Genomic DNA, 26,006 nt, shown 5'->3' with positions numbered 1-26,006 from the left:
CCGTGCCATCGCGTTCGAGCACCGCAACTTCGAAGGTTCTCGAAATGCATGTGATCGTTCTCGGCGCCGGCCTGCTCGGCGTCACTTCCGCCTACTACCTCCGCCAACTCGGCCACGACGTGACCGTGATCGACCGGCAGGCCACCCCGGCCGCCGAAACCAGCTTCGCCAACGGCGGGCAGATCTCCGTCAGCCACGCCGAGCCCTGGGCCAACCCCAGCGCACCGCTCAAGGTGCTGCAATGGCTGGGCAAGGAAGACGCGCCGCTGCTCTTCCGCCTGCGCGCGGACATGCGCCAGTGGCGCTGGGGCCTGTCTTTCCTGCGCGAATGCACGCCGGCCCGCACCCGCCGCAACATCGAGCAGATCGTGCGCCTGGGCACCTACAGCCGCGCGCTGCTGCAGGAGCTGCGCAGCGACAAGGGCATCCAGTACGACCAGCGCATGCAGGGCATCCTGCACTTCTACACCACGCAGAAGGAATTCGACGCCGCGCTCGAGCCGGCCGAGCAGATGCGCGCCCTGGGCTGCGAGCGCCGCGTGATCTCGGCCGACGAAGCCGTGCAGATCGAGCCCGCGCTGGCGCACATCCGCCCCACGCTCGCCGGCGCCACCTACACGGCGGCGGACGAGTCGGGCGATGCCAACCGCTTCGCGCGCGAACTGGTCGCGCTGGCCGAGGCCGACGGCGTGAAGTTCCTGATGAGCCACACCGTCACCGCGCTGCGCGAGTCCGGCGGCGCGATCGACCACGTCGAGGCCACGGACAGCGAGGGGCGCTTCCAGCGCGTGCGCGGCGATGCGGTGGTGCTGGCGATGGGCTCGCTGTCCCCCCTCTACGCCGAACCGCTGGGCATCCGCCTGCCGATCTACCCGGCCAAGGGCTATTCGGTCACGGTGCCGGTCAAGGACGCCTCGAAGGCCTACCGGGTCTCGCTGACGGACGACGAATACAAGCTCGTGTTCTCGCGCTACACCTCGGCCAGCGGCGACCGCATGCGCATCGCCGGCACGGCCGAGCTCAACGGCTACGACCGCGACCTCAACCGCGTGCGCTGCGAGGCCATCGTGCGACGCGTGGAGGAGCTCTTCCCCGGCGCGGGCGACACGGCGCAGGCCCAGTTCTGGACCGGCCTGCGCCCCGCCACGCCGAGCAACGTGCCGCTGATCGGCCGCACCCGCCTGTCCAACCTGTTCCTCAACACCGGCCACGGCACGCTTGGCTGGACCCACGCCTGCGGCTCGGGCAAGTCGATTGCGCGCATCGTCAGCGGACTGAAGCCCGAGGTCGACTTCGCTTTCGCAGGCGCATGAGGCACGCGTTCAGTCGCGCATCAGTTCCTGCATCAGCGCGCGCAGGATGCCCAGCGCCGGCGCCTCGGTGCGCCGGCGCAGCGTCACGAGGCCGAAGCGCGCCACGCCGTCGAGCGGCGGATCCATCCTCAGCTCGACCAGGTCGGGCGCCGCCGCGCGGATCGCCAGCAGCACCGCATCGCTGCGCCGGACCACCTCGACCAGGCTCGGGACTTCTTCGCACTGCACGCTCACGCAGTGCGCGGGGTGCGCCTGCGGCCCGTAGGCCTCGACCAAGGTGCGGGCCACCTCGTCGCTCAACGGTGTGGAGGCGATCGGGTAGCGCTGCACCGCCTCGAAACGCACCCCCTTGCGCAGCCGCGTCAGCGGATGACCGCGTCGGCACATGAAAGTGCCGCGCATCTCGCGCACCAGGCCCACCTCCAGATCGGGCGCAGGCTTGAGCGAGCGCGCATCCACCACCAGCGCATCGAGCACCCGATCGCGCAGCGCCTGGGCCAGCATCTCGGTGCCGCCGCGCGCCACCGCCACGCGCACTTTCGGGTGCCGCGTCGCCATGTGCATCAGGAAGGGTGTCATCAGCATCGCGCCGGGCCCCGAGCCCATGCCGATGCGGACCACGCCGCCCTCCCCCTCGCGCAGCTGCCGGCCGCTGTCGCGCAACGCGTCGGCCTCGAACACCAGCTGGCGCGCGCGCTCCAGCACTTCACGTCCGAACGCCGTGAGCTCGTTGCGGCGCCCGACGCGGTCGAACAGCGGCATGCCCAGTTCCTCCTCCAGCGCGCGGATGCTGCGGCTGAGCGCCGGCTGTGTCAGGTGCAAGGCTTGCGCGGACTGGCTGAAGGAGCCGCTCTGCGCGAGCGAAATCAGATGCCTGAGTTGGACCAGCGTCATGACCGGGCTCCGGGGAAACATTGCATTGAACTCATGCTAATGCAGACAACAATGCATTGGACGTTCGGATTCGCGGCTCCTACGATTCGCCGCACCCCACCCCTCGGAGCCCCGATGACCTCGCTCTTCCAACGCTCGTGCCTGCTGCTGGGCGGCCTGCTGCTCGCCGCCGGCGCCGCCTCCGCGCAGACCTACCCGTCCAAGCCGGTGACACTCATGGTCCCCTACCCGGCCGGCGGCCCCTCGGACGCGACGGCACGCATCTTCACCGTGCCGCTGGGCAAGGAGCTCGGCCAGCAGGTGCTGGTGGAAAACCTCGGCGGGGTGAGCGGCGCCCTGGCGGCGCAGAAGGTGCTCGCGGCACCGCCTGACGGCCACTACATCTTCCAGGGCTCGCCCAACGAGGTGATCCTCTCGCCGCTGGCCAACGCGGCCGTCAAGCTCAAGGCCGAGGACTTCCGCCTGGTGCACCCGGTGGCCGACGCGGTGATGGTCTTCGTTGCCCGCAAGGACCTGCCGGCCAACAGCGTCGACGAGTTGATCGCACTGGCCCGCAAGTCGCCCGATCAGCCGCTGAGCTACGGCAGCGTGGGTGTCGGCTCGCTCTACCACCTGTTGCTCGAGAAGGTGCAGCAGCAGGCCGGCATCAAGCTCATGCACGCGCCCTACAAGGGCAACGCACCCCTGCTGCAGGACCTGGGCGGCGGGCAGGTCGACTTCGCCGTGCTGGTCTACAGCGCCGCCATGGGCGCGCTGGCCGAGCAGGGCCGCCTCAAGGTGATCGGCCAGCTCGGCGCGCAGCGCTCCGAGCTGCTGAAGAACGTGCCCACCGTCAGCGAGGGCAAGGAGCTCAAGGACTTCGCCTACAAGACCTGGAGCGGCTTCATGGTGCCGAAGAACACCCCGGAGGACGTGGTGCAGCGCCTGCACAAGGCGGTCGGCGCGACCCTGAAGGATCCGGGCGTGCGCACGCAGCTCGCCGCCCAGACGCAGGTGGCCTCCGCGCCGATGACGCTGGCCGAGGCGGCGAAGTTCTTCGAGGCCGAGACCGCCCGCTACCGGGAGATCGCCAAGTCCATCCACCTGCAGCCGCAGTAAGCTGAAAAACCATGAGCCGCTGGGCCGTTCCCAAGGCGAATACCGCACCGAAGGCGGAGGTAACTCAATGAGCACGCTGCTCGATCAACTGCACGCGCAAGCCGACACCTTCATCGCGCTGCGGCGCGACATCCACCAGCATCCGGAGCTCGGCTTCGACGAGCACCGCACCTCGGCCCTGGTTGCGCAGCGCCTTGAGGCCTGGGGCTACGAGGTCGAGCGTGGCCTCGGCGGCACCGGCCTGGTGGGGCGCCTGGTGCGCGGCAGCGGCCAGCGCCGCCTCGGCCTGCGCGCCGACATGGACGCGCTGCCCATCGACGAGGCCACCGGACTGCCCTACGCCAGCCGCCACGCCGGCGTGATGCACGCCTGCGGCCACGACGGCCACACCGCGATGCTGCTGGCCGCGGCGGAGCATCTCGCCGCGCGCGGCCGCTTCGACGGCACGCTGAACCTGATCTTCCAGCCGGCCGAGGAAGGCGGCGGCGGCGCGGTGCGGATGATGGAGGACGGCCTGTTCGACAAATACCCCTGCGACGCCATCTTCGCGATGCACAACATGCCCGGCATGCCGCAGGGCCGGCTGTACCTGCGCGACGGGCCGGCCATGGCCTCCTCCGACTACGCGACCGTGACCCTCACCGGCATCGGCGGCCACGGCGCCCTGCCCCACCGCACCGCCGACCCGATCGTGGCCGCGGCCAGCATCGTGATGGCGCTGCAGACGGTGGTCTCGCGCAACATCGACCCGCTGCAGATGGCGGTGGTGACGGTGGGCGCGGTGCACGCCGGCAAGGCCAACAACGTGATCCCCCAGACCGCGACCCTGGAGATCAGCGTGCGCGCGCTGGACCGCGAGGTGCGCAAGCGCCTGGAGGAGCGCATCAAAGCCTTGATCGTGGCGCAGGCCGAAAGCTTCGGCGTGCAGGCCCGCGTCGACTGGCGTCCCGGCTACGCGGTGCTGGTCAACACGCCGGCCGAGACAGACTTCGCCCGCGAGGTCGCGCTGGAACTGCTGGGGTCCGATCGCGTCACGCTGCAGGGCCCGGCCCTGCCCGGCAGCGAGGACTTTGCGTTCATGCTGGAGCGCGTGCCCGGCAGCTACCTGCTGATCGGCAACGGCGCCGGCGAGGGCGATGGCCACGGGGCCTGCATGGTCCACAACCCCGGCTACGACTTCCACGACGCCAATGTCGCGATCGGCGCGGCCTACTGGGTGCTGCTGGCCGAACGCTTCCTGACCTGAGCTCTCCCCAGGCTCGCCCACTTCGTGTGGTCCGCCGGCCCTCTTCCGGGGACAACACCAGCGGCTCGGCAAAGCCGGTTCCGCGGTGTTCGCCGACGAACACGCGCTTTTCAGTCGTCGGCCGCGAAGACGGTCAGCACGCCCGTGTAGCCATACAGGTGATGGCGCGCGATCTCGCCGGCGGCGAAGAAGCCGACCAGCGGCACGTCGCCCAGCGCATGGCGCACGATCTGCAGCTCGGCGCCCGGCGCGCCGAAATGCGGCCCGCCACGGCCCGAGCAGCTCACGTACACGGCCCCCGCGATGCGCCGCGCGGGGTGCGGCGCAGCCTCCGCCTCGCCGGCCGCCACGGCACGCGCGGTGGCGAGCGTCTGCTCTTCCGGCTCGAGTTCCTCGCGCACCTCGGCGCAGATGCGCATCAGGTCGGCGCGCGCCGCCTGCGCGTTGCGGCGCACGAAGCTCATCCGCATGCCGGCCTCGGCCCGGTCCGCGATGGCGATGCCGCGGCGCGTGGGATCGAGGCCGATGATGTGTCGCACCAGCACGTCGGCACCCAGGTCGCCGGTACGCCGGATGCCGTCGCTCCCCGCATCGACCAGGCCGACCAGCGTGGCACGCACCGCCTCGATGGCCTGCTGCGGCTCCGACAACGACACATCCAACTCGGCCAGCAGCACTTCCAGTGCGGGCTCGCCGTCGAGCTGGAGCAGCACGTTGCCCTCGACCTGCGTGATCACGCGCTCGCGCGACACCGGCTGGCAGCCCTGGGTCACGCGCGACACGAGGCGCACGCCCTCGCCGAAGACCACGCCCGACAGCCCGCCCGAGAACACGCCGCTCGCCGCGCCGTGGCCGCGGATGTTGCCGTTGCCGCCGATCGCGAACTGCAGCGAGCCGGCGCGCCCCGAGGACAGGCCGCCGAACAGATAGCCGGTATCGGTGCGCCCGGCCATCTCGGCCACCAGCTCGGCCAGGTCCGGCGTGCCGGGATCGGCATGCACCAGCGCCGTGTGCGCCGAGAAGCCGCTCATTTCCGCGCCGGCCAGCGGTGCGACGCCGGAAAACACGCGGTACTGGTCGCTGGACAGTTGGCACAGCATGACGGTCAGGGCCGGCTCGTCGAAGTACTCGGCATTGTTGGCCGCGACCCCGATGCCCACGGTGCCGGACCAGTCGGTGATCTCTGGCAACTCGGCGCCCAGGTGATCGAGGATCTCCTGCGCCTCGGCCGCGTAGTGGTCCGTGATGTAGAGCAGGCCCAGCGTGGGCGCGTGCGCATAGTCCGGCAGGGCCAGTTGCGCCCGCAGTTGCGCGAGGACCAGCCCCGCGGCCATGCGCCATTGGGGGTGGGTGGCGTGACCCGTCGGAAACAGCTTCATGGACTCGCTCCCCGGCGTTGGTTGGAAGGAACTCAGCGCGTTCGCTTGCGCGGCGCCGTCTTCTTGGCCGCCGCACGCTTGGCCGGCGCCTTCTTGGCGGCAGGACCGGCCTTGCGTGCCGGCTGACCCGCGGCGGCACCCATCGCCTGGCCCACCGCATCCGCCAGCGGCTGGGCCACGGCGGGCATCTTCAACTGCGACGCATCCTGAAGGGCCGAGCTGGCGATCTGCTGGAACTGCTGGGTGAGCGCACCCCACCATTGCAGCGGATCGACCACGCCGCCGGCCGCGGGCGCGGCCGGGCCATTGGCGGCCGCCGGCCTGGCCTTGGCGCCGCGCTTGGAGGCAGGCGCTTCGGCGGCCTCCTCCGGCTCGGCCGCTGTCTCGGGTTCGGGCTCCGGTGCCGGCGCTGGCGCCGGGGCGGGCGCCGCAGCGCGGGGCGCGGGTGCCGCCGCAGCGGGAGCAGGTGCCGGCGCCGCCGGCCGGGTGAAGGCGTTCGCCAGGTCCTCCATGCGCAGGTTCATGCCACGCAGGGTCGACAGCGTCATCTTCTGCACCTCGAGCGCCTGGATGGTGGCCTTGAGCGCATGCCCGTTCTGCTCCAGCCAGAACTGGACCGCCCTGAGCTCCTGGATGCGCTTGTCGACCTCCTCGACGCTCAGCGTCGGCGCGACCCAGCTCGACAGGCTGGGCAGGCCGGGCACGGCGCCGCTGCCGCCCGCCGCCCCGCTCGCCAGGCTCTGCAGGAAATCGAAGCCCGGGACGAACTGGCTGAAGGCGAAGGGCTTGGCGTCACTCATGGGAGGTCTCCTCGAACAGAGTTGTTGTGCGGCCAGCTTACTCCAAGCGCGCAGATTTGAGACCTGCTCAGTGCTTGTGCGCGCCCGGCGCCGCGGCACCGGTTCGCACCGGCAGGTTCAGGTCCAGCGTGCTTTTCTGGCCCTTCGCGTCCTCGAACTGCAAGGTCAGCGGCAGGCTGCTCCCGTTGGCCAGGGGTTGCTTCAGGTCCATCAGCATCAGGTGGTAGCCGCCGGGCTTGAGCTCGACGGTCTGGCGCGCCGGCAGCTCGAGGCCGCGGTCCAGCGCACGCATGCGCATGGTGTCGCCCTCCATCTTCATCTCGTGGACCTCGGCCACGCCGGCCGCGGGCGTGGAGGCACCGACCAGGCGTGCGCCCGCAGGGGCGGTGAGCTTCATGAAGGCGCCGGTGCCGCTCTGGCCGGGCACGGAGGCACGGGCCCAGGCGTCACGGACCTCGACGGCGGCCGCGCCGGACGCAGGCGTTTGGGCCAGGGCGCTGCCGGCAACGGCCAGCAACAGGGAGATGACGATGCGACGGGGAACAGGAAGGTTCATGACGGGGGTCCTTGGGTCAGAGTGTGGATCAAAGATCGAAGCGCAGCTCCGCGCTGTACGTGCGCTGCGGATAAGGATGAAAGTTCCAGTACTTGTCGTTGTTCGCGTTGTCGATGCCGAAGGCGGCCGACCAGCGCTTGTCGATCTGGTAGCGCACGCGAAGGTCTACGGTGAAGTAGCGGCTGGCGCCGAAATAGGCGTTGGCGTTGACGTCGCTGTTGTCCAGGTTCGAGTACTGGCGGCCGCTGTAGCGCGCGGCCACGGTGAAGGCCCAGCGCGCATCGGGCTTGTAGCTCGCGTAGACGGTGGAGCGCCAGCGCGGCACCCGGGGCTGCCACTTGCCCACGCTGGCAGGGAAGGCGGCGTTGGCCATGATCTTCGAATCGGCGTAGGTCAGACTGGCACCGAGGTCCAGGCCCTTGGTGAACACGTCCTGTCCGGTGTAGGCCAGTTCCAGGCCGGTGGTGCGCACCTTGTCGACGTTCTGCACGCGCGAGACGGTCGAGTTCGGGATCAGCTGGTTGTAGAGCGCGTCGCGCGTGGTCTCGTGGAAGAGCGTGGCGCGCGCCAACCCGTGGCCCAGGTCTTTCTCGGCCGAGAGCTCGCCGGTCCACGATTTCTCGGGCTTGAGGTTCGGGTCGTTGATGAAGGACAGCGCCCCGCCCGAGGTCGCGCCATACAGCTCGCCCACGGTGGGAAAGCGCACCGCGCGGCCGAGCGAGGCCTTGAGCACGGTGTCCTGCGCCAGCTGGTACGCCAACGCCGCCTTGGGCGAGAGATGCGATTCGCTGCGCGAGGCGTAGGCCTGGCGGCTGCTCGCGGTGGCGGTGAAGCCGTCGCTGGCCTTCCAGTCCTCGTAGCGCAGGCCGAGCACCGCCTTCCAGCGCGGCGCGAAGGCCCAGCTGTCCTGCACCCAGGCATTCAGCGTCTGCGTGCGGCCGCCCACGTCGCTGACCGGCGACCCCGGCAGCGCCGGCCCGTCCAGCCAGTTGCCCAGCACGTTGTCCTTCGCGATGGCGAGCTTGTAGGCATCGCGGCCGATGCCGAAGTCCACGATGTGCGCGCCCCCCACGCCCTGAGGCCGCCAGGTGCCCCTGGCCGCCAGCGTGTTCCAGCCGGTGCCGTCCTGGTCCTGCAGGGTGCCGGCGCCGCCGACGGCGGCCAGCGGCAGCGCGACGGTCGGCGCGCGCTGCCGGTCCTTCGCGTAGTCGTAGAGGCTCGCGGCCAGCTCCCAGTCGAATTCGCCCTTGGTGTTGCTCTTGACCGAGAGGCCATGCATGTAGTGCGTCTGGACGTCGTTCGTCAGCGGAAAGGCGGTGGGGGCGACCGTATAGCTGCGCCCACCGATGTTGACGGGCCCGCTGAAGACCGGCTGGCCGGCGGCGTTGCGCAGGTAGCTGTCGGGCCGCCCTTCGGACGCGTTCTGCCACCAGCCCAGCGTGTAGGTCGCGCGCACGGTGGACGAGAAGTCGTAGGCCAGCTTGAGCTTGGCATGGTCCTGCACCGTGTGATAGGCGGTGCCGGTGCCCAGGATGTACCAGGGGGTGTTGGTGGTGTTGAGCCCCGGCACGAAACCGGCCACCGGCGTGCCGCCGCGCCCTGGTGCTGCGGGTGTGCCCGAGGCCACGGTCGCCGTGGTGAAGGTCAGGGGCTGGCCCCGGCTGTCGGTGCGGTTCACGTCGATCCACCAGGACCACTCGCCGCTCTTGCTGCCCAGCGAGGCGCTGGTCTGCCAGCCGTCGAAGGTCTGGCGCGTGTTGTAGAGCTCGAAGGGCTGCGAGAAGTAGCCCGCCTTGACGTGGGCCTCCAACTGGGTCGGCATGCGCGTCACGTAGTCGACCACGGCGCCCGCCGAATTGCCGGGGTAGGCGGCGGAAAACGGACCGTACATCACGTCCACCCGCTCGATCTCCTCGGGCGTGACCAGGCCCCAGCGCGGGGCGTAGTTCGTGCCGTTGGCGATGCCGTTGCCCAGGTAGTTGGACAGCAGGATGCCGTCGGCATAGACCGCCGAGCGCGCGCTGTTGCCGGTGCCCGAGGCGCGCGTGGACAGGATGGCGTGGTTGTAGTCGCCGATGTAGCGCTTGCGCACCAGCAGGCTGGGCAGGTACTTGAGGGCGTCCTCGCTGTCGGTGGCGTTGATGCGGGTCTCGATCTCCTCGCGCGTCACGCCTTCGATGGTGGTGGGAATCTGCGTGGGCAGCGAGGTCGGCTGGCCGCCGGTGACGGTCACGATGCCCAGCGACTTGACGCGCTCGGGCGCGGTGTCCGCGGGCGGGGCTGCGGTCTGGGCGGCCGCGGGCACGGCCAGCCAGGGGAAAGCTGCGCCCAGGGCGAGCGACAGCACGGTTTTCTTGTTCATGGAAGGCGCTCCTCGGCGCCGCGTGGCGCCGGTGCATGACGAGGGAATCGAACGCAGGGCACCCGTGCCGGGGCGCCTCGCGTTACGGAGTCGACGGCAGGCTCAGAGCGCGGGTGGACCGCGCGCCGGCAGCGGCGCGGCGGTGGCCGCGGCGATGCGCGCGGCCGGGATGGGCTGGACCGCATGGGCCAGCGGAAGCGGGTGCGGCAGCGCCTGCAGCGTGGCCGGCGGCGGCGCGCCGGTCAGCAGGCACAGCGGGCAGTCCAAGTGGCTGACGCCCATTTCCTGGGCACCATCGTCGGTCTGCACCACCACCTTGATGGCGCCGGCGCTGGAACACACCAGCTCCAGCGCCTGGGGATGGACGACCGGCGAGGCGATCGCCGCGCCCAGCGACAGCACGAACCACAGCAGCACGAGGCGGCCGAGGTGGTGGGCGTGACGCAGGCAGGACATGAACCCGCGATTATCGGCGAGCCGCGCCGTCCGGCGTGGCGGCCGGGACCACGGCGGTGACGCGGAAGCCGCGCGCCGCCATCAGCGCCGGCAGCCCCTGCGGGCCGACCATGTGCAGCGCGCCGACCGCGCCGAACACCCGCTGCCCCGACGCGTGCAGGCGCGCGATGCCGTCGGCCAGGCCGGGGTTGCGCTCGTCCAGCAGGCGCCGCAGCGCACGCCGCTCGGCCGGCGTGCGTACGCAGTCGCACCACCGGGTGTAGCCGTCGAGCCGGGGCCAGTCGCTGCGCGCCCAGGCGTCGGCCAGCTCGCCGGCCAGCACGGCGGCCCGGCCCGACTCGAGCTCGTCGAGGGCCTGGTCGACCTGCTCGCCCTCCTCCGCCTCGGAATCGCCGGCCAGCATCTTCAGCTGCGCCGCCGCGCTTTCGAGCGCGACCACCGGCTTGCCGCGCGCGCGGGCGAAGGCCGAGAGGAAGACCTCGCTGCCGTAGTCGCCATACAGCCCCTCGGCGCGCGCCGCGAGCATGGCCAGGGTGGTGGCCTGGAGGATCGGCCGCAGGCTGGCCAGCGCGCCCTCGGGCAGGCAGGCCTGCGCGGCCTGCCGGGCCAGCCGGCGCTGGCGCTCGGGCGTGAGCAGGCGCTCGCGCAGGGCCGGGTCGGACGGCTCGCTGAAGACGGCCACGGTGGCGGGATCCTGCAGGTCGAGCTCCAGCGCCAGGGTGTCGCTGCGTGTCAGTGCGCGCAGCACCCGCGGGCCCGGCAGCACCCATTCGGCCTTGCCCAGGTGCATGGTGCCGTAGAGCCAGGAGCTGCGGCCGTCCTTGTCGATGCGCCACAGCAGCCCGTGGTCGGCCGCCGCGGCCACGGCGGCCGGCGACAGGTCCGGCGCGGGCGCGGGTGGCGGGCAGGCGGGCGCGGTGCTGGCCTCGCCGGCCGCCAGGACCGGCCCGGCACCGCCGCACAGGACGGCGAACGCCAGGGCGCGCAGGGCCCGCGACCAGGGCCGTAGAGGGAAGCTCACCGGGCGTCCAGCGCCGCCGCGAAGTCGGCGATCAGCTCGCTCTCGCGCTCCAGTCCGACCGAAACGCGGACCAGCCCCTCGGCGATGCCCATCTCGGCCCGCTTCTGCGGCCCCGCCTCCCAGAAGATGGTGGGCGCGACCGGGATGATCAGCGTGCGGGTGTCGCCCATGCCGGTGGCCTTGACCGGGATCTGAAGCCGGTTGATGACGGGAATGCAGTCCTCTGGATCTCGCAGCTCGAAGGACAGCAGCCAGGCCCCGGCCTCGAAATGCGCGCGTGCCATCGCGTGCTGCGGATGCGATTCCAGCCCCGGGTAATGCACGCGGGCAACGGCCGGATGCGCCTCCAGGAAGCGGGCCAGGGCCAGCGCGGTCGCGCTGGTCTGGGCCACGCGCAGCGCCAGGGTCTCCGCGCCGACGGCGATGCGGTGTGCATGGTCCGCGCTGAGCGTGCCGCCCAGGTCGCGCAGCCCCTTCTTGCGCAGCTGCGCGAGGCCCCACGCTGCCGGGTCGCCCTGGCGGTAGCCCTCGAAGAGGTTCGGGTAGCGCTGCCAGTCGAACAGGCCGGTGTCGGTGACCGCGCCGCCCAGCGCGTTGCCGTGGCCGGCGATGGTCTTGGTCAGGGAGTTGACGACCAGGCTGGCGCCCACCCGCTTCGGCCGGAACAGGGCCGGCGAGGTGATGGTGTTGTCCACCACGTAGAGCAGGCCCCGTTCGGCGCACAGCTGCCCGATGCCGGGCAGGTCCGGCACCTGGGTCCCGGGATTGGCAATGGTCTCGACGAAGACCATGCGGGTCTGCGGCTGCAGCGCCGCGGCCACCGCGCTGGCCGTGGCGGCATCGACCAGGCTTACGCCGACGCCCAGCCCCTGGAGGGTCCCCAGCACGCTGTGGGTGTTGCCGAACAGGTGGCGGCTGGCCACCAGGTGATCGCCCGCGCGCAGCAGCGTCAGGAACACCGCCGAGACGGCGGCCATCCCGGTCGCGAAGCTGACGCTGCCCGTGCCCTCCTCCAGCGCCGTGATCTTGGCCTCGAGCGCGGCGGTGGTCGGGGTGCCCTGGCGGGCGTAGTTGAAGCGGTTCTTCAGACGGCCCTGGAACACGCCGATCAGGTCTTCCACGCGCTCGTAGCCGTACTGCACCGAGGGATTCACCGCCATGTGCACCCCGCCCTGCTCGGCGCCGAATCGGCGGTCGGCATGCAGCAGCCGGGTGATCGGGTCGGGCGGATCGGAGGGACCGGACGGGTTCATCGCAAATGTATCCAGGGGTTTCGAGACGGCGGCGGCGCCGCTATGCTCTTCGCATGCGCAGCATATTTCACCTCGCCATCCCCATGCGCGACGCCGGCGAGCCTTTCGCCACCGCCTGAAGACACCATGCCTGCTCTCCTGCGCCCGGCCGCGCTGGCCATCGCGCTGCTCGCTTTCCTGCCCCTGGCCGCACTGGCCGTGCAGGACTGCGAGCTGGGCGGCCAGCACGTGAACCCGGCCAACGGCAACACGACCGCCGGCAAGACCGGCCTGATGCGCTGCAAGGACCGCGACAGCGGCGAGCTCGTGCGTGAGCAGCAGCTCCAGAACGGCGTCTTCATGGGCATCGTGCGCTACTACGAGAAGGGCAAGCTGCTGAAGGAGCACAGCGTGAACGCGCGCGGCAACATGGAGGGCCTGGCGCGCGAGTTCGCGCCCGCCACCGGCCGCGTGCTGCGCGAGGCGCGCTACGAGGACGGGCACGAGACCGGCCTCTCGCGCAGCTTCCATCCCAACGGCCAGTTGCGCCGCATCACCTTCTATGCCGAACCGGGCGAGCGCGCCTATGCCGAGTTCACCGAGCGCGGCCAGCTGTCGGCCCTGCGCTGCGGCGACAAGCCGCTGCTCGCGCCCGCGGCCGACGATGCGCAGCTGTGCGGCTTCGGCGGGAGTCCCTCGCAGGTCCAGCTGTTCGATGCCAAGGGCATCCTGCGCTCGCGCCTGAGCTACCTGGCAGGCAAGCGGGTGCGCAGCGAGGAGCTCTACGACAACGGCAAGCCCTCGGCGCAGGACGAGGTCATCGGCAACCAGCGCATCGAGCGGCGCTGGTCCTCCGAGGGCGTGAAGCGCCGCGAGGTCGCCTATCTGGTCACCGAGCGCGGCTCGGTGAAGCAGCGCGAGCAGGAGTTTTCCGAGAAAGGCACGCTGGTGCGCGACCAGCGCTGGGGCCCGGGCGGCGAGCCGCTGTCGGACGAGAGCTACTACCTCAACGGCCAGCCGCGCAGCAAGGCGGTGTATGGCGAGGGCAACGAGGCACGCACGGTGGAGATCACCGAGTTCCACGACAACGGCCAGCGCGCCGCGCTGGGCCGCTTCCTGGTCGTGAGCCGCTTTCGGCAGACCCCGATCGGCACGCACCAGCGCTTCGGCGACAGCGGCAAGCTGCGCGCCGAATCCAGCTACGACGACAAGGGCCGCGTGACGCGCGAGCGCAGCTGGGATGCCGAGGGCAAGCTGGAGCGCGACGACGAGGTGTTCGAAGACGGCTCGCGAAAAGCCTACACCAAGTAGGCCCTGCGCAGACTCAATCCAGCTTGATCCCCGCCGACTTGATGATCGGCCCCCAACGTTGGGACTCCGCACGCGACAGCGCCGCGAACTGTTGCGGCGTACCGGGCATCGCCTCCATGCCGAAGTCGCTGAAGCGCTTCTGCACCGCCGGCACGCTGAAGGCCTTGTTGAGTTCCGCGTTGAGCTTGTTGACGACGGGCGCGGGCAGGCCGGCCGGGCCCAGGATGCCCTGGAAGGCGAACACCTCCGTGTTGGGCACGCCCACCTCCGCCAGCGTGGGCACGTCCGGCAGCAGCTTCGAGCGCGCGCCTGAGCCGATCGCCAGCACCCGCACCTTCTGCCCTTGCATGATCGGCAGGCCGGAGGCGAGGTCGAGGAACATGCACGGCACCTGGCCGCCCATCACGTCCGCCATCGCCGGCGCCGCGCCGCGGTAGGGGATGTGGGTGATGAAGGTGCCGGTACGGTTCTTGAACATCTCCATCGCCAGGTGGTGCGGCGAGCCGTTGCCGGGCGAGGCATAGTTGACTTTGCCGGGATTGGCCTTGACGTAGGCGAGGAAGGCCTTGAAGTCCTTCGCCGGGAAGTCCGGGTGCACCACCAACGCCATCGGGAACTTGCCGATCGCGCCGATGTAGCTGAAGTCCTTCTCGGGGTTGAAGGGCAGCTTGCTGAACAGGTACTCGTTGAAGGCCAGCACCGCGTTGTCGGCCGACATGATGGTGTAGCCGTCGGGCTTGGACTTGGCGACCAGGTCGGCCCCGATGTTGGTCGAGGCGCCCGGACGGTTGTCGATCACGATCTGCTGGCCCAGCGTCTGGCGCATGGCCTCGGCCAGGGTGCGCGCGATCACGTCGGTGCCGCCGCCGGCCGGATAGGGCACCACCCACTTGATGAGCTGGTCGGGGTAGTTCTGCGCGCGCACCAGCGGGGCGGCGCCGGCGGCCGCGCTGGCGGCCAGGGCGGTGAGCAGGGTTCTGCGGTCCATGAAAAAGTCTCCTGGTTTCTTGGCGTGAGTGTTCAAGAGGATCGGGCCGCGCCGGCCTCGGCCGCCGCTGCGGAGAGCGAGGGCATCGGCAGGTCGCGCAGCGCTTCCGCCAGCGCGGCCCGGCAACGCGCCTCGTCGCCGAGCTGCTCGAACAGCAGCAGGGCGAGTCGCGCGAGGAAGAGTGATTCTCGCTCGGCGCCGGCTTCGCTGATGGCGCGGGCGCAGTCGGCATAGAGCCGGTCGCGTGCTTCGAGGCTGAGGATGTTCATGCGTGCTCCTTGAGGGCCGATGCCGATGCGCGCGCCAGCGCTTGCGTCAGTACGCCCGGGCGCGGACGGCGCCAGCGCGCCGCCACGTGGCCGTCCGGGCGCAGCAGGTAGACCGCACCTTCCTGCGCGCCCAGGGCCTCGAACACCGCGGCGTGTTGCGCGGCGGGCGGCAGGCGGTGCAGCGCGGGTTGCAGCGGGCCGGCCTGCGCGGCCGCCAGCTCGGCCTCGAAGGCCGCATCCGGCCGATCGATGTTGAGCATCAGCACCGTGAAGCGCGGGCCGATCCAGTCGGTCAGGTGCAGCGCTTCGGCCAGCGGATGCTCGGGCACCGTCTCGCCGGGCCGCGGCCCCGCCGGCAGCGGGTCGCTCTCGCTGGACAGCACGGAATCCTCGTAGCGCACCGCCTGCGTCTGCCGCGGGTTGATCAGGTTCGCGATGCCGCGGTGCACGCCCGAGAGCGACAGCGCCGCCTCGCGCAGCAGGTCGAAGCCGCGCGAGGGCGGCGACATGAACTCGGTGCTGCGCATCGCGCTCTCCGCATTGATGTGGAAGGCGGCGATGCGCTCCTGCGAATAGCTGTCGAGCAGCGAGGCATCCGACAGGCCGCGCGTCACCAGCGCCAGCTTCCAGGCCAGGTTGTCGGCGTCGTCGAAGCCCGAGTTGAGGCCGCGCACGCCGAAGATCGGCATCGCGTGCGCCGCATTGCCCGCGAACAGCACGCGGCCGTGGCTGTAGTCGGGCAGCGTCATGGCGCCGGCGCGGTAGACCGAAGTCCAGACCGTCTTCCACGGCAGGTGGCCCTCGCCGATGGCATCGAGATGGCGCTGCACGAAGTCGGCCACCGCGTCGGGCTTCAATGCCTCCTCGGTGCTCTGCCCGGCGCGCAGCTGGTAGTCGATGCGCCAGATGTCGTCGGGCTGCCGGTGCATCAGCACGGTGGAGCCCGGATTCCACGGCGGATCGAACCACGCGCGGCGCTCGGTCGGGTGCCTGCTGTGCAGCTCGATGTCGATGATCACGTAGCGGCCCTCGTAGGCCGTGCCTTCCAGGTTGAGCCCGAGCGACTTGCGCACGAAGCTCTGGCCGCCGTCGCAGCCGACCAGCCATGCGGCCGCGAGCGTGTACGCGCCCAGCACATTGCGCGCCTGCAGGGTCAGGCCGTCGCCGTCCTGCTCGAAGCCGGTGAGTTCCGTGCCCCAGCGGATGTCGATCAGCCCCGGCTCGGCCGTGTTGCGCCGCGTGATCTCGTCCAGCAGGTACTGCTCGATGTAGTACTGCTCGAGGTTGATCATCGGTGGCAGCTTCTGCAGCGTGTCGTGCGGCATCTCGAAGCGGAACACTTCCTCCGTCTTGTAGAAGCTGCGCCCGCCGGTCCAGGCCAGGCCCTTGGCCAGGAAGGCCGGCAGCGCGCCCAGGCGCTCGATGATCTCCAGGCTGCGCCGCGAGACACAGGCAGCGCGGCTGCCGACGCAGACGGTGTCGTCCGCCTCCAGGATCACGCTCCTCACGCCATGGTTGGCCAGGCCCAGCGCCAGCGCCATGCCGACCGGGCCGCCGCCAGCGATCACCACCGGGTGGCGACCTGGCTCGACGCCATTCGCGAGCTTCGGCAGCAGGGGCGCGAAGCGGGTGTAGTGGAATGCGCCGACCGGCGGCGGCAGGCCGACTGCCTCGGGCGGCAATGCGCCGGTGGCGGCGTCGCCGGGGCGCGCGGCAGGTGCGGCGGACGCGGACGGGACAACAGCGGTGTTCATGCAACGGGATTGTCCCGATGCCATCGCGTCACCGTTGTCCTAACTTCTTACGACGTGTTTTCCCTGAGATTCCCATGAGACGCTGGCCCCTGCGCCCGATCGACCGCCCGCTGGCATCGCCAGTGGTGAGCGGCGTGCTGGCCGGCATCGGCACCCCGCACCTGGCCGCCAGCTACCTCGGCGCCATGCACCACGTGCTGCCGGTGACCTTCTGCACCGTGTTCGCCGTGAGCGCCAGCGGCCGGATCGAGACGGTCTCGGCCGCCAGCAGCTACGGCAGCACCGCCGAACGCACGGCGGAGCGCTACGTCGCCCAGCGCTTCGACCGGATGGACCCGAACATGGTCTGGCTCGCCAGGCGAAAACTGCCGCAGCGTCCGCAGCTGTGGCTGGGGCACCAGCACGCCGACGAGGTGGCGGACCCCGATTACCGCGCGGCCTGCTACGGCGACGTCGGCATCCGCGAGCGCACCTCGATCCTGCTGCTGTCGCCGGCCGGCCAGCGCACCGCGGTGAGCTTCTACCGCAGCCTGGCCCAGCCCGAGTTCGGCGAGCTGGATTTCGCCCTGCTGGAGGCCCATGCCACGCTGCTGGCGGACGCCACGCTGGCGCACGGGCGCAGCGCGATGGCGGCGCGCGAGGCGGCCGAACCCAGCCTGGGCGCGCGCCTGCTGGCGCTGAGCCTGCGGGAGCGCGAGGTCATCGGGCATCTGCTGGCGGGCAAGACGGCCAAGGAGGCGGCGCGGGAGATCGGCGTGGAGCTCACCACGGTGCGGACCCACCAGTACCGGGCGTTCCGGCGGCTGGGGATCGGAAGCTTGAAGGAATTGCTCAGGGGTGCGGGCGGCTGAGCACGCTCCCCGCAACGTCAGTCCGCCCCGGGCGCCACCACCTCCTGATCGATCGCCCCGAAGATCGACTGCCCGTCCTTGCCCTTCATCTCGATGCGGATGGTGTCGCCGTACTTCATGAACTCGGTGCTGGGCTGACCATCCTGGATGGTCTCGATGCAGCGCTTTTCGGCGATGCAGCTGTAGCCCTTCGGCCACTCCATGCGGCCGTTCTTCTCGACGCCCTTGTTGCTGACCGTGCCGCTGCCCACGATGCTGCCGGCGCGCACGTTGCGGGTCTTGGCGATGTGGGCAATGAGCTGGCCGAAGTGGAAGCTCATCTCCTCGCCGGCATCGCACATGCCGACCTTGCGGCCGTTCCAGCTGCTCTGCAGCGTGAGGTGCACGCGACCGCCCTGCCACGCATCGCCCAGTTCGTCAGGGGTGACGGCCACCGGGCTGAAGGCGGTGGCCGGCTTGCTCTGGAAGAAGCCGAAGCCCTTGGCCAGCTCGGCCGGGATCAGGTTGCGCAGGCTCACGTCGTTGACCAGCATCAGCAGGCGGATGCCGTCGAGCGCCTGCTCGGGCGTGGCGCCCATCTTCACGTCGCCGGTGACGACGGCGATCTCGGCCTCGAAGTCGATGCCGAAGGCCTCGCTGGGCACGACGATGCGGCCGCAGGGGCCGATGAAGTCGTCGCTGCCGCCCTGATACATCAGCGGGTCGGTGTAGAAGCTCTCGGGCACCTCGGCGTTGCGCGCCTTGCGCACCAGCTCCACGTGGTTGAGGTAGGCCGAGCCGTCGGCCCATTGGTAAGCCCGAGGCAGCGGCGCCATGCAGTGCGCGGGATCGAAGGGAAAGGCATGGCGCGCGCGGCCGGCGTTGAGCTGGTCCGACAGGTCCTGCAACTGCGGACTGATGAAGCCCCAGTCGTCGAGCGCCTGCTGCAGGCGGTTGGCGATGCCGGTGGCGTAGTGGGCGCTGGCAAGGTCGCGCGAGACGACGACCAGTTGGCCGTCGCGCGAGCCGTCGTGGAGAGTGGCAAGTTTCATGGTCGAAAGAGGAACGAAGCGGGCGCGGATGCGCCCCCCGCATCGCTGCCCTAAACTGGTTGGACGGGCGGCAGTGTACCGAGCTGAACCTTGGCAGCAGCCTCCGATCCCACTCCCCGATGCGCCTCCTTCCCCCTGCCGCCCCTGCCCTGCCCGGCGTGCCCTGGCGCACGCTGGTGCTGCTGGCGGCCGCGGTGCTGCTGGCGCACCTGGCGCTGCTGGGCCTGGCGCCCATGGCGGCGGGGCCGCATCCTTCGCCGCTGGGTGCCAGATTCAGCACGCGCACGATCGTCGTCACGCCCCCGGCGCCCGAGCCGGTGCCTGCACCGCCACCGCCGGTCGCCGCCAAACCGCCGGCGCCCAAGCCCGTGCGGCCGCGGCACGCAGTGCCCGCGCCCCGCGAGCCCAGCCCGCCAGCGGCCCACAGCCCGGCACCCGAGCGGACGGCCCCCGCCGAGGCCGAGGCACCTGCGGAGCCCGCCACCGCGGAAGCCGCGCCCGGCCCGGCCGCCGGCGATCCGGCAGGCGCGGCCTCGGGATCGGCCGGCGCTGCCGGCAGCGGGACCGCCACCGGCCCCACCGAGGCGCCGGCCCCGATCCAGGTGTCGGGCCCGGTGCAGCTCGCCTTCGCAGTGACCGGCCAGTTGGGCGCGGCGCCGATGCAGGGCGTATTCGGCAAGCTGGTCTGGCAGCAGGACGGCCAGCAGTACGACGCCCAGCTCTCGCTCAGCTTCCTCTTCAAGACCATCCGCAGCCAGCACAGCAGCGGCGTCATCGGGCCGGGCGGCATCGAGCCGGCCCGCTTCTCGGACAAGCGCCGCGGCGAGGTGGCCTCGCATTTCATGCGCGACCAAGGCCAGATCGTGTTCAGCAACAACGCGCCGAGCGTGCCGCTGCTGCCCGGTGCGCAGGACCGGCTCAGCGTCATCATGCAGCTGGGCGCCCTGCTGGCAGGCGATCCGGCGCGCTACCCGCCCGGCGCCGCCTTCGCCATCCAGACCGTGGGGCCACGCGATGCCGACCTCTGGATCTTCAAGGTGGAGGAAGACGAGCACCTGAGCCTGCCGGCCGGCGAATTCGAAGCGCGCAAGCTCACCCGCAATCCGCGCAAGCCCTTCGACGACAAGGTGGAACTCTGGATCGCCCCCGCGCTCGGATACCTGCCGGTGCGTATCCGCCAGACCCAGTCCAATGGCGATTTCGCCGATTTCCAGTTGCGCGACGCGCAGGGCGCGCGGCCCTGAGGCCCAGGAGTGCACAAAAAATCACGGCCTGTACCTACAAAACAACAGCCCTTCTTGAAACTGGCGCGTTGATTGCTATCTAACCATCATGAAGGCCATCGACATCCGCACTGGACCCGCCATGCAAATGCTTTACGACTCCGACTCCTTCGTCGTCGTGCACGTGCAACCGACCGAGGACGACAAGCCGCTGGCGCCCAACGTGCCCGTCCTCGCCCGCCACGGCTTCGAGATCGTGGACAAGCGCTCCGGCAAGGAGGTCTACCTCGACGGTTCCTGGGCCGAGCTGTTCCAGCAGCAGATCGCCGCCTGGCAACTCAACACCCCGACCCAGGAAGAGGTCGAGGACACCCTTGAGGGCTACGCCGAGCTCGCCCACACCCCCGTCCTGGTGCACTAGCCGGACTTCTTCCCGCCGTACAGCCAGCCGTACATCGGCCCCACGATCAGCAGGACCGCCACCAGGCGGCACACCTGGAAGGCCGTCACCACCGGCACCCCCAGCTGAAGCACCTTCGCGGTGATCGCCATCTCGGCAATGCCGCCCGGCGAGGTGCCGAGCACCAGCGTCGCGGGATGCAGCCCGGTCGCCCAGGCCAATAGCCAGGCGAACCCGGCGCACACCACGATCATCCCCACCGTTCCCCCCGCCACCGCCGCCAGCCAGCGCGGCGCCGTGTGCAGGAACTCCCGGCTGAAGCGCACGCCCAGGCTGACCGCGATCACCAGCTGGGCCGCGTTCGACACCCAGGCCGGCACCACCGACAGCGGGTGCCCGGCCACGGTGAAGCCCATGGACACGAGCAGCGGCCCGATGAACCAGGGGTTGGTGCGCCCGGCCAGCCGCATCGCCAGCCCGCCGACACCCGTGGCCAGCACCAGCAGTGCCAACCCGCCCCAGCGCACTTCCCGCGGCCCCGCCGCATGGATCTCCAGACCGTGCAGGCCGCTCCACTGCATGGCGAAGGGAATCGCCACCGTGACCACCACCAGCCGCACGCTGTGCGCCGCGGCCACCAGATCGGTGCGCGCGCCCACCCGCTCGGCCAGCAGCGTCTTCTCCGACGCACCACCGATTGCGCCAGAGAAGTAAGTCGTGGCTCTCATGGAATGCGTTGGCACATGGGGCATCCGTGGCGCGTGCAAGCCGTGCAGCCAGTGCCCGAACAGCCAGCCCAGCCCGAGTGCCCAGACGATCGCCAGCACGATCGCCCACCAGAGACCGGCCACCAGCCCCACCATCTGCGGCGTGAAATACAGCCCCAGCGCCGTCCCGATCGCCCATTGCCCGGCATTGCGCAAGGGGGTGTGGCTGGCGGTCGGCGCCCCCGCGATGGAGGCCAGCGAGACCGCCAGCAGCGGCCCGATCATCCAGGGCAGCGGCGCGTGCATCGCCAGGCAGGCGAGCGCGGCCAGGAGTGCAAGCAACAGGGTGGCGAGGACGCGCAGCGTCAATCGGGGCGGGAGCACGGACGGGCGGAAGGGGGCGATGGATGGCTGCCGGGCGCGGCTGCCGTCGCTTAGTATGGCCTGATGCCCCGACGCCTTTCCCGGCTGCATGCCTGCCTGTCCCTCTCGTTGACGATGGCCCTGCTCGCGGGCTGCGCAGGCTCTGCGCCCGCGGCGCCGGACACGCCGATCCCCCGACGCGCCCTCTCCCTGCTGCCGGCCGACGCATTGCTGCTGGGCGAGCAGCACGACGCCCCCGAGCACCAGGTCATCGAGCGCGAGACGGTCGAGGCGCTGGCCGCGCGCGGACGCCTGGCGGCGCTGGCGATCGAGATGGCGGAGGAAGGCCACAGCACCACCCTCATGGACCCCGCCGCGAGCGAGGAACAGGTCCAGGCCGCCCTTGGCTGGAACGAGAAGGCCTGGCCCTGGGCGTCCTACGGCCCGGCCGTGATGGCCGCGGTACGTGCCGGCGTCCCGGTGTTGGGCGCCAACCTGCCGCGTGCACGCATGCGGGATGCGATGACCGACGTGTCCCTCGACGCGCAGCTCGGCACCGAAGCCCACAAGGCACAGCAGGAGGCCGTGCGCAGCGGCCACTGCAACCTGCTGCCCGAGTCGCAGATCGGGCCCATGACGCGCATCCAGATCGCACGCGACCGCGCGATGGCGCAGACCATCCTCAAGGCGCGCACGCCCGGCAAGACGGTGCTGCTGCTGAGCGGTGCCGGCCACAGCGCCAAGGGGCTTGGCGTGCCGCAGCACCTGCCCAGCGACCTCGCGGTGAAGACGGTGCAGCTGCAGGCCGGCGCCTCCCCAGGCGCGCAGCGCGAGCCGGGCGCCTTCGATGCCGTGTGGCGGACGCCCGCGCTGCCCGAGAAGGACTACTGCGCGGCGCTACGCGCACAGGCCGAGCCGAAGCGCTGAAGAACCGCGACGTCCGGGTCAGGCGTTCCTGCGGATCGAATCCGCCAGCGTGTTGACCAGCGTCTCGATGTGCGACTTCTCCACCACGAAGGGCGGTGCAATGACGATCACGTCACCCGCCGGGCGCACCAGCGCGCCCTTGTGGAAGCAGTCCAGGAAGATGTCGTAGGCCCGCTTGCCCGGCGCGCCCGCGATGGGCGCCAACTCCACCGCCGCGGCCAGCCCCAGGCTGCGGATACTGACCACGTTGGGCAGGCCCCTGAAGGTGGCGTGGAAGGCATCGCCCAGCACCTTGCCCATCTCGCCGGCGCGCGCGAACAGCTTTTCCTTCGCGAACAGGTCCAGCGTCGCGATCGCCGCGGCGCAGGCCACCGGATGGCCCGAGTAGGTGTAGCCATGGAAGAACTCCACCACGTGCTCCGGCGCGTTGGTGTTCATCATCGCGTCGTAGAGCTTGTCGCGGCAGATCACGCCGCCCAGCGGGATCACGCCGTTGGTCACGCACTTGGCGAAGTTCAGCATGTCGGGCACCACGCCGTAGAAGTCGGCCGCGAAGTTCGTGCCCATGCGGCCGAAGCCGGTGATCACCTCGTCGAAGATCAGCAGGATGCCGTGCTTGTCGCAGATCTCGCGCAGCTTCTGCAGGTAGCCCTTGGGCGGCACGTACCAGCCGGCCGAGCCGGCGATCGGCTCGACGATGATCGCCGCCACGTTGCTCGGGTCGTGCAGCGGCAGGATGCGCTGCTCCAGGTCGGCCAGCGGGTCCTCGGCCCACACCGGCTCCTGGTTGTGGATGTAGGCATGGTTCGCCGGGTCGTGGATGAAGCGCATGTGGTCCACGCGCGGCAGGAAGGCCGAGCCGAAGACCTTGCGGTTGCCCGGAATGCCGCCCACCGACATGCCGCCGAAGCCCACGCCGTGGTAGCCCTTCTCGCGGCCGATGAAGACGTTGCGGTGCCCCTCGCCGCGCGCCCGGTGGTAGGCCAGCGCCACCTTCAGCGAGGTGTCGGCCGCCTCGCTGCCGGAGTTGCAGAACAGCACCTTGTTGAGGTCGCCGGGCGCCATGGCGGCGATCATTTCCGCGGCGCGAAAGGCCTTGTCGTTGCTCACCTGGAAGGCGGTGGCGTAGTCCAGCGTGTCCAGCTGCGCCTTGATCGCCTCGTTGATCGACTTGCGGTTGTGCCCCGCGCCGACGCACCACAGCGAGGAAATCCCGTCGATCACCTTGCGTCCGTCGTGCGTGGTGAACGCCATGCCGTCGGCGGCCACGAAGACCCGCGGGTCCTTGCGGAAGTGCCGGTTGGGGGTGAAGGGCAGCCACTGGTTGTCCATGCGGAAGTCGTTGTAGGCCATGCTGTTCGCTCCTGCCGGTTGGCGCTGGGGGGAAGGCCATTTTGTCACCGGCCGGGTTTCGCGGCAGGCGCCTGCGACAATCCTGGCCCTTATGAGCTGCGCCTACATCCTGACCCTGTCCTGCCCCGACCGCACCGGCATCGTCCATGCCGTCTCCGGCTTCCTGCTCGAGCGCGGCGGCAACATCGAAGAAGCGGCCCAGTACAACGACCACGGCACCGGCCTGTTCTTCATGCGCGTGCGCTTCGCCTGCGGCGACCAGGCCGAAACGGCGCTGCGCGAGCAGATCGCCAACCTGGCCCAGAGCTTCGGCATGCGCTGGAAGCTGCACGTGGCGGCCGAGCCGATGAAGACCGTGCTCCTGGTCAGCAAGGAAGGCCACTGCCTCAACGACCTGCTGTTCCGCTGGAAGAGCGGCCTGCTCGCGATCGACGTGCGCGCCATCATCTCGAACCACCGCGACTTCTACCAGCTGGCCGCGAGCTACAACGTGCCCTTCCACCACATCCCGGTGACGGCGGCCACCAAGGCGCAGGCCGAGGCGAAGCAGCTGGAGATCATCGAGGCCGAGGGCGCCGAGCTGGTGGTGCTGGCGCGCTACATGCAGATCCTCAGCAACGACCTGTGCACCCAGCTCGCGGGCCGCGCGATCAACATCCACCACTCCTTCCTGCCCAGCTTCAAGGGCGCCAAGCCCTACTACCAGGCGCACGACCGCGGCGTGAAGCTGATCGGCGCCACCGCCCACTACGTGACGGCGGACCTCGACGAGGGCCCGATCATCGAGCAGGACGTGGAGCGCGCCGACCACACCGACACGGTGGAAGACCTCACCGCCCGCGGCCGCGACACCGAGACCCAGGTGCTGGCGCGCGCCGTGAAATGGCACAGCGAGCACCGGGTGCTGCTCAATGGCCATCGCACGGTGGTCTTCAAGTAGGGCCGGGCACTCGCCGTAAAGTCCGGACCATGAACGCGCCAGACACCACGATCCAGCACGCGCGGCATCAGGCTGCGGAGCACCAGTTGCAGGTGGTCCGCGCGCTGCAGGCCCGCCTGCCCGCGCATGCGCTGATCTGGCAGTCCGAGGACACCACGCCCTACGAGTGCGACGGCCTGACCGCCTATCGACAGCGGCCGCTCGCGGTCGCACTGCCCGAGACGGAAGAGCAGGTGCAGGCCGTGCTGCAGACCTGCCACGCGATGGGCGTGCCGGTGGTCGCGCGCGGCGCGGGCACCGGGCTGTCCGGCGGCGCCATGCCGCATGCCGAGGGCGTGACGCTGTCGCTGGCCAAGTTCAACCAGATCCTCAGGATCGACCCGATCAGCCGCACGGCGATCGTGCAATGCGGCGTGCGCAACCTCGCCATCAGCGAGGCGGCCGCGCCCTTCAACCTCTACTACGCGCCCGACCCGTCCAGCCAGATCGCCTGCACCATCGGCGGCAACGTGGCCGAGAACTCCGGCGGCGTTCACTGCCTCAAGTACGGCCTGACGCTGCACAACGTGCTGCGCGTGCGCGGCTTCACCGCCGAGGGCGAGCCAGTGGAGTTCGGCAGCGAGGCCCTGGACTGCGCGGGCCTGGACCTGCTGGCCCTGGTGGTGGGCAGCGAGGGCATGCTGGCCGTGACCACCGAGGTCACGGTCAAGCTGGTGCCCAGGCCGCAGCTGGCGCGCTGCATCATGGCCAGCTTCGACGACGTGCGAAAGGCCGGCGACGCGGTGGCCGCGGTGATCGCCGCCGGCATCATCCCGGCCGGGCTGGAGATGATGGACAAGCCCATGACCGCCGCGGTCGAGGACTTCGTGCATGCGGGCTACGACCTCGACGCCGCGGCCATCCTGCTGTGCGAATCCGACGGCACGCCCGAAGAGGTGGAAGAAGAGATCGAGCGCATGAGCGCCGTGCTGCGCAGCGCCGGCGCCACCGCGATCTCGGTCAGCACCAGCGAGGTGGAGCGCCTGCGCTTCTGGAGCGGCCGCAAGAACGCCTTCCCCGCCTCCGGCCGCATCAGCCCCGACTACATGTGCCTGGACTCGACCATCCCGCGCAAGCGCCTGGCCGACATCCTGCTCGCCATCCAGCAGATGGAAAGGAAGTACGGCCTGCGCTGCTGCAACGTCTTCCACGCGGGCGACGGCAACCTGCACCCGCTGGTGCTCTTCGATGCCAACGATCCCGACGAGCTGCACCGCTGCGAGCTGTTCGGCGCCGACATCCTGGAGACCAGCGTCGCCATGGGCGGCACCGTCTCGGGCGAGCACGGCGTGGGCGTGGAGAAGCTCAACAGCATGTGCGTGCAGTTCACCGCCGAGGAGAACGAGCAGATGTTCGGCGTGAAGCGCGCCTTCGACCCGGCTGGGCTGCTCAACCCCGGCAAGACCATTCCCACGCTGCAGCGTTGCGCGGAATACGGCAAGCAGGTGTTCCGCGCGGGCCGGATGCCGCACCCCGAGCTGCCGCGCTTCTGA

General features: G+C 70.5%; 24 protein-coding genes. 10 read left to right on the top strand and 14 right to left on the bottom strand.

Features of this window, described 5'->3' with window-relative positions; genetic code table 11:
* The first annotated feature begins 44 nt into the window (after nucleotides 1-44).
* A complete protein-coding gene (locus tag A8M77_RS01420) occupies nucleotides 45-1,313 on the top strand; it encodes a D-amino acid dehydrogenase (RefSeq protein WP_086919774.1) in 1,269 nt (422 codons plus the stop codon).
* A gap of 9 nt (nucleotides 1,314-1,322) precedes the next feature.
* On the opposite strand, the gene A8M77_RS01415 is transcribed toward A8M77_RS01420, so the two are convergent.
* Nucleotides 1,323-2,207 carry a LysR family transcriptional regulator gene (locus A8M77_RS01415; RefSeq protein ID WP_086919773.1) on the bottom strand — a complete coding sequence of 295 codons (885 nt, stop codon included), beginning with the start codon at nucleotides 2,205-2,207 and terminating at the stop codon, nucleotides 1,323-1,325.
* 114 nt (nucleotides 2,208-2,321) lie between these two features.
* Between A8M77_RS01415 and A8M77_RS01410 the strand changes: the two genes are divergently transcribed.
* The gene (locus A8M77_RS01410; protein ID WP_086919772.1) at nucleotides 2,322-3,305 is read left to right on the top strand and encodes a tripartite tricarboxylate transporter substrate binding protein; all 984 of its coding nucleotides are present in this window, start codon (nucleotides 2,322-2,324) and stop codon (nucleotides 3,303-3,305) included.
* A gap of 67 nt (nucleotides 3,306-3,372) precedes the next feature.
* On the top strand, nucleotides 3,373-4,551 hold the full coding sequence (locus tag A8M77_RS01405) for a M20 aminoacylase family protein (protein ID WP_086919771.1): 1,179 nt from the start codon (nucleotides 3,373-3,375) through the stop codon (nucleotides 4,549-4,551).
* Nucleotides 4,552-4,661: 110 nt separating this feature from the next.
* Here the strand turns inward: A8M77_RS01405 and A8M77_RS01400 are convergent, their stop codons facing one another.
* From A8M77_RS01400 to A8M77_RS01370, 7 genes are all read right to left on the bottom strand, one after another.
* A complete protein-coding gene (locus tag A8M77_RS01400; RefSeq protein WP_086919770.1) occupies nucleotides 4,662-5,930 on the bottom strand; it encodes an FIST signal transduction protein in 1,269 nt (422 codons plus the stop codon).
* Between the two features lie 32 nt (nucleotides 5,931-5,962).
* Nucleotides 5,963-6,730 (bottom strand): PhaM family polyhydroxyalkanoate granule multifunctional regulatory protein, encoded by a 768-nt coding sequence (locus A8M77_RS01395; RefSeq protein ID WP_086919769.1) that lies wholly within the window; start codon nucleotides 6,728-6,730, stop codon nucleotides 5,963-5,965.
* Between the two features lie 67 nt (nucleotides 6,731-6,797).
* Complete coding sequence (locus tag A8M77_RS01390) at nucleotides 6,798-7,286, bottom strand: copper chaperone PCu(A)C (protein ID WP_086919768.1); 489 nt, start codon at nucleotides 7,284-7,286, stop codon at nucleotides 6,798-6,800.
* A 28-nt stretch (nucleotides 7,287-7,314) separates the two neighbouring features.
* A complete protein-coding gene (locus tag A8M77_RS01385) occupies nucleotides 7,315-9,648 on the bottom strand; it encodes a TonB-dependent receptor (protein ID WP_086919767.1) in 2,334 nt (777 codons plus the stop codon).
* Nucleotides 9,649-9,750: 102 nt separating this feature from the next.
* Nucleotides 9,751-10,104, bottom strand: a complete 354-nt coding sequence (locus A8M77_RS01380) for a DUF2946 family protein (protein WP_086919766.1) — start codon at nucleotides 10,102-10,104, stop codon at nucleotides 9,751-9,753.
* Between the two features lie 10 nt (nucleotides 10,105-10,114).
* Nucleotides 10,115-11,125, bottom strand: coding sequence for a TraB/GumN family protein (locus tag A8M77_RS01375; protein ID WP_086919765.1), 1,011 nt, complete (start codon nucleotides 11,123-11,125; stop codon nucleotides 10,115-10,117).
* A complete protein-coding gene (locus A8M77_RS01370) occupies nucleotides 11,122-12,378 on the bottom strand; it encodes a cystathionine gamma-synthase family protein (RefSeq protein WP_086919764.1) in 1,257 nt (418 codons plus the stop codon). Before A8M77_RS01370 ends, A8M77_RS01375 begins: the two co-directional genes overlap by 4 nt.
* Nucleotides 12,379-12,504: 126 nt before the next feature.
* Here A8M77_RS01370 and A8M77_RS01365 point away from each other — a divergent pair, with 126 nt between their 5' ends.
* Nucleotides 12,505-13,668: a toxin-antitoxin system YwqK family antitoxin gene (locus tag A8M77_RS01365; protein ID WP_143694507.1), complete on the top strand. Its 1,164-nt coding sequence runs from the start codon at nucleotides 12,505-12,507 to the stop codon at nucleotides 13,666-13,668.
* Nucleotides 13,669-13,681: 13 nt separating this feature from the next.
* Here the strand turns inward: A8M77_RS01365 and A8M77_RS01360 are convergent, their stop codons facing one another.
* The 3 genes from A8M77_RS01360 to A8M77_RS01350 are packed head-to-tail and all read right to left on the bottom strand — an operon-like array spanning nucleotide 13,682 to nucleotide 16,679.
* Complete coding sequence (locus tag A8M77_RS01360) at nucleotides 13,682-14,656, bottom strand: Bug family tripartite tricarboxylate transporter substrate binding protein (protein ID WP_086919763.1); 975 nt, start codon at nucleotides 14,654-14,656, stop codon at nucleotides 13,682-13,684.
* A gap of 32 nt (nucleotides 14,657-14,688) precedes the next feature.
* The gene (locus A8M77_RS01355; protein WP_086919762.1) at nucleotides 14,689-14,925 is read right to left on the bottom strand and encodes a hypothetical protein; all 237 of its coding nucleotides are present in this window, start codon (nucleotides 14,923-14,925) and stop codon (nucleotides 14,689-14,691) included.
* Entirely contained in the window at nucleotides 14,922-16,679 is a 1,758-nt protein-coding gene (locus A8M77_RS01350; protein WP_086919761.1) for an FAD-dependent monooxygenase, read from the bottom strand. The genes A8M77_RS01355 and A8M77_RS01350 overlap by 4 nt, the downstream gene beginning before the upstream one ends.
* Nucleotides 16,680-16,753: 74 nt before the next feature.
* Here A8M77_RS01350 and A8M77_RS01345 point away from each other — a divergent pair, with 74 nt between their 5' ends.
* The gene (locus A8M77_RS01345; RefSeq protein WP_086919760.1) at nucleotides 16,754-17,530 is read left to right on the top strand and encodes a LuxR C-terminal-related transcriptional regulator; all 777 of its coding nucleotides are present in this window, start codon (nucleotides 16,754-16,756) and stop codon (nucleotides 17,528-17,530) included.
* 17 nt (nucleotides 17,531-17,547) lie between these two features.
* On the opposite strand, the gene A8M77_RS01340 is transcribed toward A8M77_RS01345, so the two are convergent.
* On the bottom strand, nucleotides 17,548-18,561 hold the full coding sequence (locus A8M77_RS01340) for a fumarylacetoacetate hydrolase family protein (RefSeq protein ID WP_086919759.1): 1,014 nt from the start codon (nucleotides 18,559-18,561) through the stop codon (nucleotides 17,548-17,550).
* A 119-nt stretch (nucleotides 18,562-18,680) separates the two neighbouring features.
* Here A8M77_RS01340 and A8M77_RS01335 point away from each other — a divergent pair, with 119 nt between their 5' ends.
* A complete protein-coding gene (locus A8M77_RS01335; RefSeq protein ID WP_086919758.1) occupies nucleotides 18,681-19,805 on the top strand; it encodes a DUF3108 domain-containing protein in 1,125 nt (374 codons plus the stop codon).
* 121 nt (nucleotides 19,806-19,926) lie between these two features.
* Complete coding sequence (locus A8M77_RS01330) at nucleotides 19,927-20,205, top strand: BTH_I0359 family protein (protein WP_192871529.1); 279 nt, start codon at nucleotides 19,927-19,929, stop codon at nucleotides 20,203-20,205.
* Here A8M77_RS01330 and A8M77_RS01325 read toward each other — a convergent pair.
* The gene (locus tag A8M77_RS01325; RefSeq protein ID WP_238136667.1) at nucleotides 20,202-21,260 is read right to left on the bottom strand and encodes an AbrB family transcriptional regulator; all 1,059 of its coding nucleotides are present in this window, start codon (nucleotides 21,258-21,260) and stop codon (nucleotides 20,202-20,204) included. The two genes, A8M77_RS01330 and A8M77_RS01325, sit on opposite strands and share 4 nt — an antisense overlap.
* Before the next feature lie 78 nt (nucleotides 21,261-21,338).
* Here A8M77_RS01325 and A8M77_RS01320 point away from each other — a divergent pair, with 78 nt between their 5' ends.
* Entirely contained in the window at nucleotides 21,339-22,181 is an 843-nt protein-coding gene (locus A8M77_RS01320; protein WP_086919756.1) for a ChaN family lipoprotein, read from the top strand.
* A gap of 18 nt (nucleotides 22,182-22,199) precedes the next feature.
* On the opposite strand, the gene A8M77_RS01315 is transcribed toward A8M77_RS01320, so the two are convergent.
* Entirely contained in the window at nucleotides 22,200-23,534 is a 1,335-nt protein-coding gene (locus A8M77_RS01315; RefSeq protein ID WP_086919755.1) for an aminotransferase class III-fold pyridoxal phosphate-dependent enzyme, read from the bottom strand.
* A 91-nt stretch (nucleotides 23,535-23,625) separates the two neighbouring features.
* Between A8M77_RS01315 and purU the strand changes: the two genes are divergently transcribed.
* Nucleotides 23,626-24,474: a formyltetrahydrofolate deformylase gene (purU, locus tag A8M77_RS01310; RefSeq protein WP_086919754.1), complete on the top strand. Its 849-nt coding sequence runs from the start codon at nucleotides 23,626-23,628 to the stop codon at nucleotides 24,472-24,474.
* A gap of 29 nt (nucleotides 24,475-24,503) precedes the next feature.
* Entirely contained in the window at nucleotides 24,504-26,006 is a 1,503-nt protein-coding gene (locus A8M77_RS01305; protein WP_086919753.1) for an FAD-linked oxidase C-terminal domain-containing protein, read from the top strand.

The sequence above is a fragment of the Variovorax sp. JS1663 genome (genome assembly GCF_002157355.1).
Lineage (GTDB): Bacteria > Pseudomonadota > Gammaproteobacteria > Burkholderiales > Burkholderiaceae_C > Variovorax.
Note: the sequence above shows the minus strand (reverse complement) of the source record. Positions and strands in the feature narration are given on the sequence as shown.

Excerpts from the sequence above, each read along its gene's own strand:
- A8M77_RS01420 (WP_086919774.1), top strand. The coding sequence starts at position 45 with ATGCATGTGATCGTTCTCGGCGCCGGCCTGCTCGGCGTCACTTCCGCC.
- A8M77_RS01415 (WP_086919773.1), bottom strand. The coding sequence starts at position 2,207 with ATGACGCTGGTCCAACTCAGGCATCTGATTTCGCTCGCGCAGAGCGGC.
- A8M77_RS01410 (WP_086919772.1), top strand. The coding sequence starts at position 2,322 with ATGACCTCGCTCTTCCAACGCTCGTGCCTGCTGCTGGGCGGCCTGCTG.
- A8M77_RS01405 (WP_086919771.1), top strand. The coding sequence starts at position 3,373 with ATGAGCACGCTGCTCGATCAACTGCACGCGCAAGCCGACACCTTCATC.
- A8M77_RS01400 (WP_086919770.1), bottom strand. The coding sequence starts at position 5,930 with ATGAAGCTGTTTCCGACGGGTCACGCCACCCACCCCCAATGGCGCATG.
- A8M77_RS01395 (WP_086919769.1), bottom strand. The coding sequence starts at position 6,730 with ATGAGTGACGCCAAGCCCTTCGCCTTCAGCCAGTTCGTCCCGGGCTTC.
- A8M77_RS01390 (WP_086919768.1), bottom strand. The coding sequence starts at position 7,286 with ATGAACCTTCCTGTTCCCCGTCGCATCGTCATCTCCCTGTTGCTGGCC.
- A8M77_RS01385 (WP_086919767.1), bottom strand. The coding sequence starts at position 9,648 with ATGAACAAGAAAACCGTGCTGTCGCTCGCCCTGGGCGCAGCTTTCCCC.
- A8M77_RS01380 (WP_086919766.1), bottom strand. The coding sequence starts at position 10,104 with ATGTCCTGCCTGCGTCACGCCCACCACCTCGGCCGCCTCGTGCTGCTG.
- A8M77_RS01370 (WP_086919764.1), bottom strand. The coding sequence starts at position 12,378 with ATGAACCCGTCCGGTCCCTCCGATCCGCCCGACCCGATCACCCGGCTG.
- A8M77_RS01365 (WP_143694507.1), top strand. The coding sequence starts at position 12,505 with ATGCCTGCTCTCCTGCGCCCGGCCGCGCTGGCCATCGCGCTGCTCGCT.
- A8M77_RS01360 (WP_086919763.1), bottom strand. The coding sequence starts at position 14,656 with ATGGACCGCAGAACCCTGCTCACCGCCCTGGCCGCCAGCGCGGCCGCC.
- A8M77_RS01355 (WP_086919762.1), bottom strand. The coding sequence starts at position 14,925 with ATGAACATCCTCAGCCTCGAAGCACGCGACCGGCTCTATGCCGACTGC.
- A8M77_RS01350 (WP_086919761.1), bottom strand. The coding sequence starts at position 16,679 with ATGAACACCGCTGTTGTCCCGTCCGCGTCCGCCGCACCTGCCGCGCGC.
- A8M77_RS01345 (WP_086919760.1), top strand. The coding sequence starts at position 16,754 with ATGAGACGCTGGCCCCTGCGCCCGATCGACCGCCCGCTGGCATCGCCA.
- A8M77_RS01340 (WP_086919759.1), bottom strand. The coding sequence starts at position 18,561 with ATGAAACTTGCCACTCTCCACGACGGCTCGCGCGACGGCCAACTGGTC.
- A8M77_RS01335 (WP_086919758.1), top strand. The coding sequence starts at position 18,681 with ATGCGCCTCCTTCCCCCTGCCGCCCCTGCCCTGCCCGGCGTGCCCTGG.
- A8M77_RS01330 (WP_192871529.1), top strand. The coding sequence starts at position 19,927 with ATGCAAATGCTTTACGACTCCGACTCCTTCGTCGTCGTGCACGTGCAA.
- A8M77_RS01320 (WP_086919756.1), top strand. The coding sequence starts at position 21,339 with ATGCCCCGACGCCTTTCCCGGCTGCATGCCTGCCTGTCCCTCTCGTTG.
- A8M77_RS01315 (WP_086919755.1), bottom strand. The coding sequence starts at position 23,534 with ATGGCCTACAACGACTTCCGCATGGACAACCAGTGGCTGCCCTTCACC.
- purU (WP_086919754.1), top strand. The coding sequence starts at position 23,626 with ATGAGCTGCGCCTACATCCTGACCCTGTCCTGCCCCGACCGCACCGGC.
- A8M77_RS01305 (WP_086919753.1), top strand. The coding sequence starts at position 24,504 with ATGAACGCGCCAGACACCACGATCCAGCACGCGCGGCATCAGGCTGCG.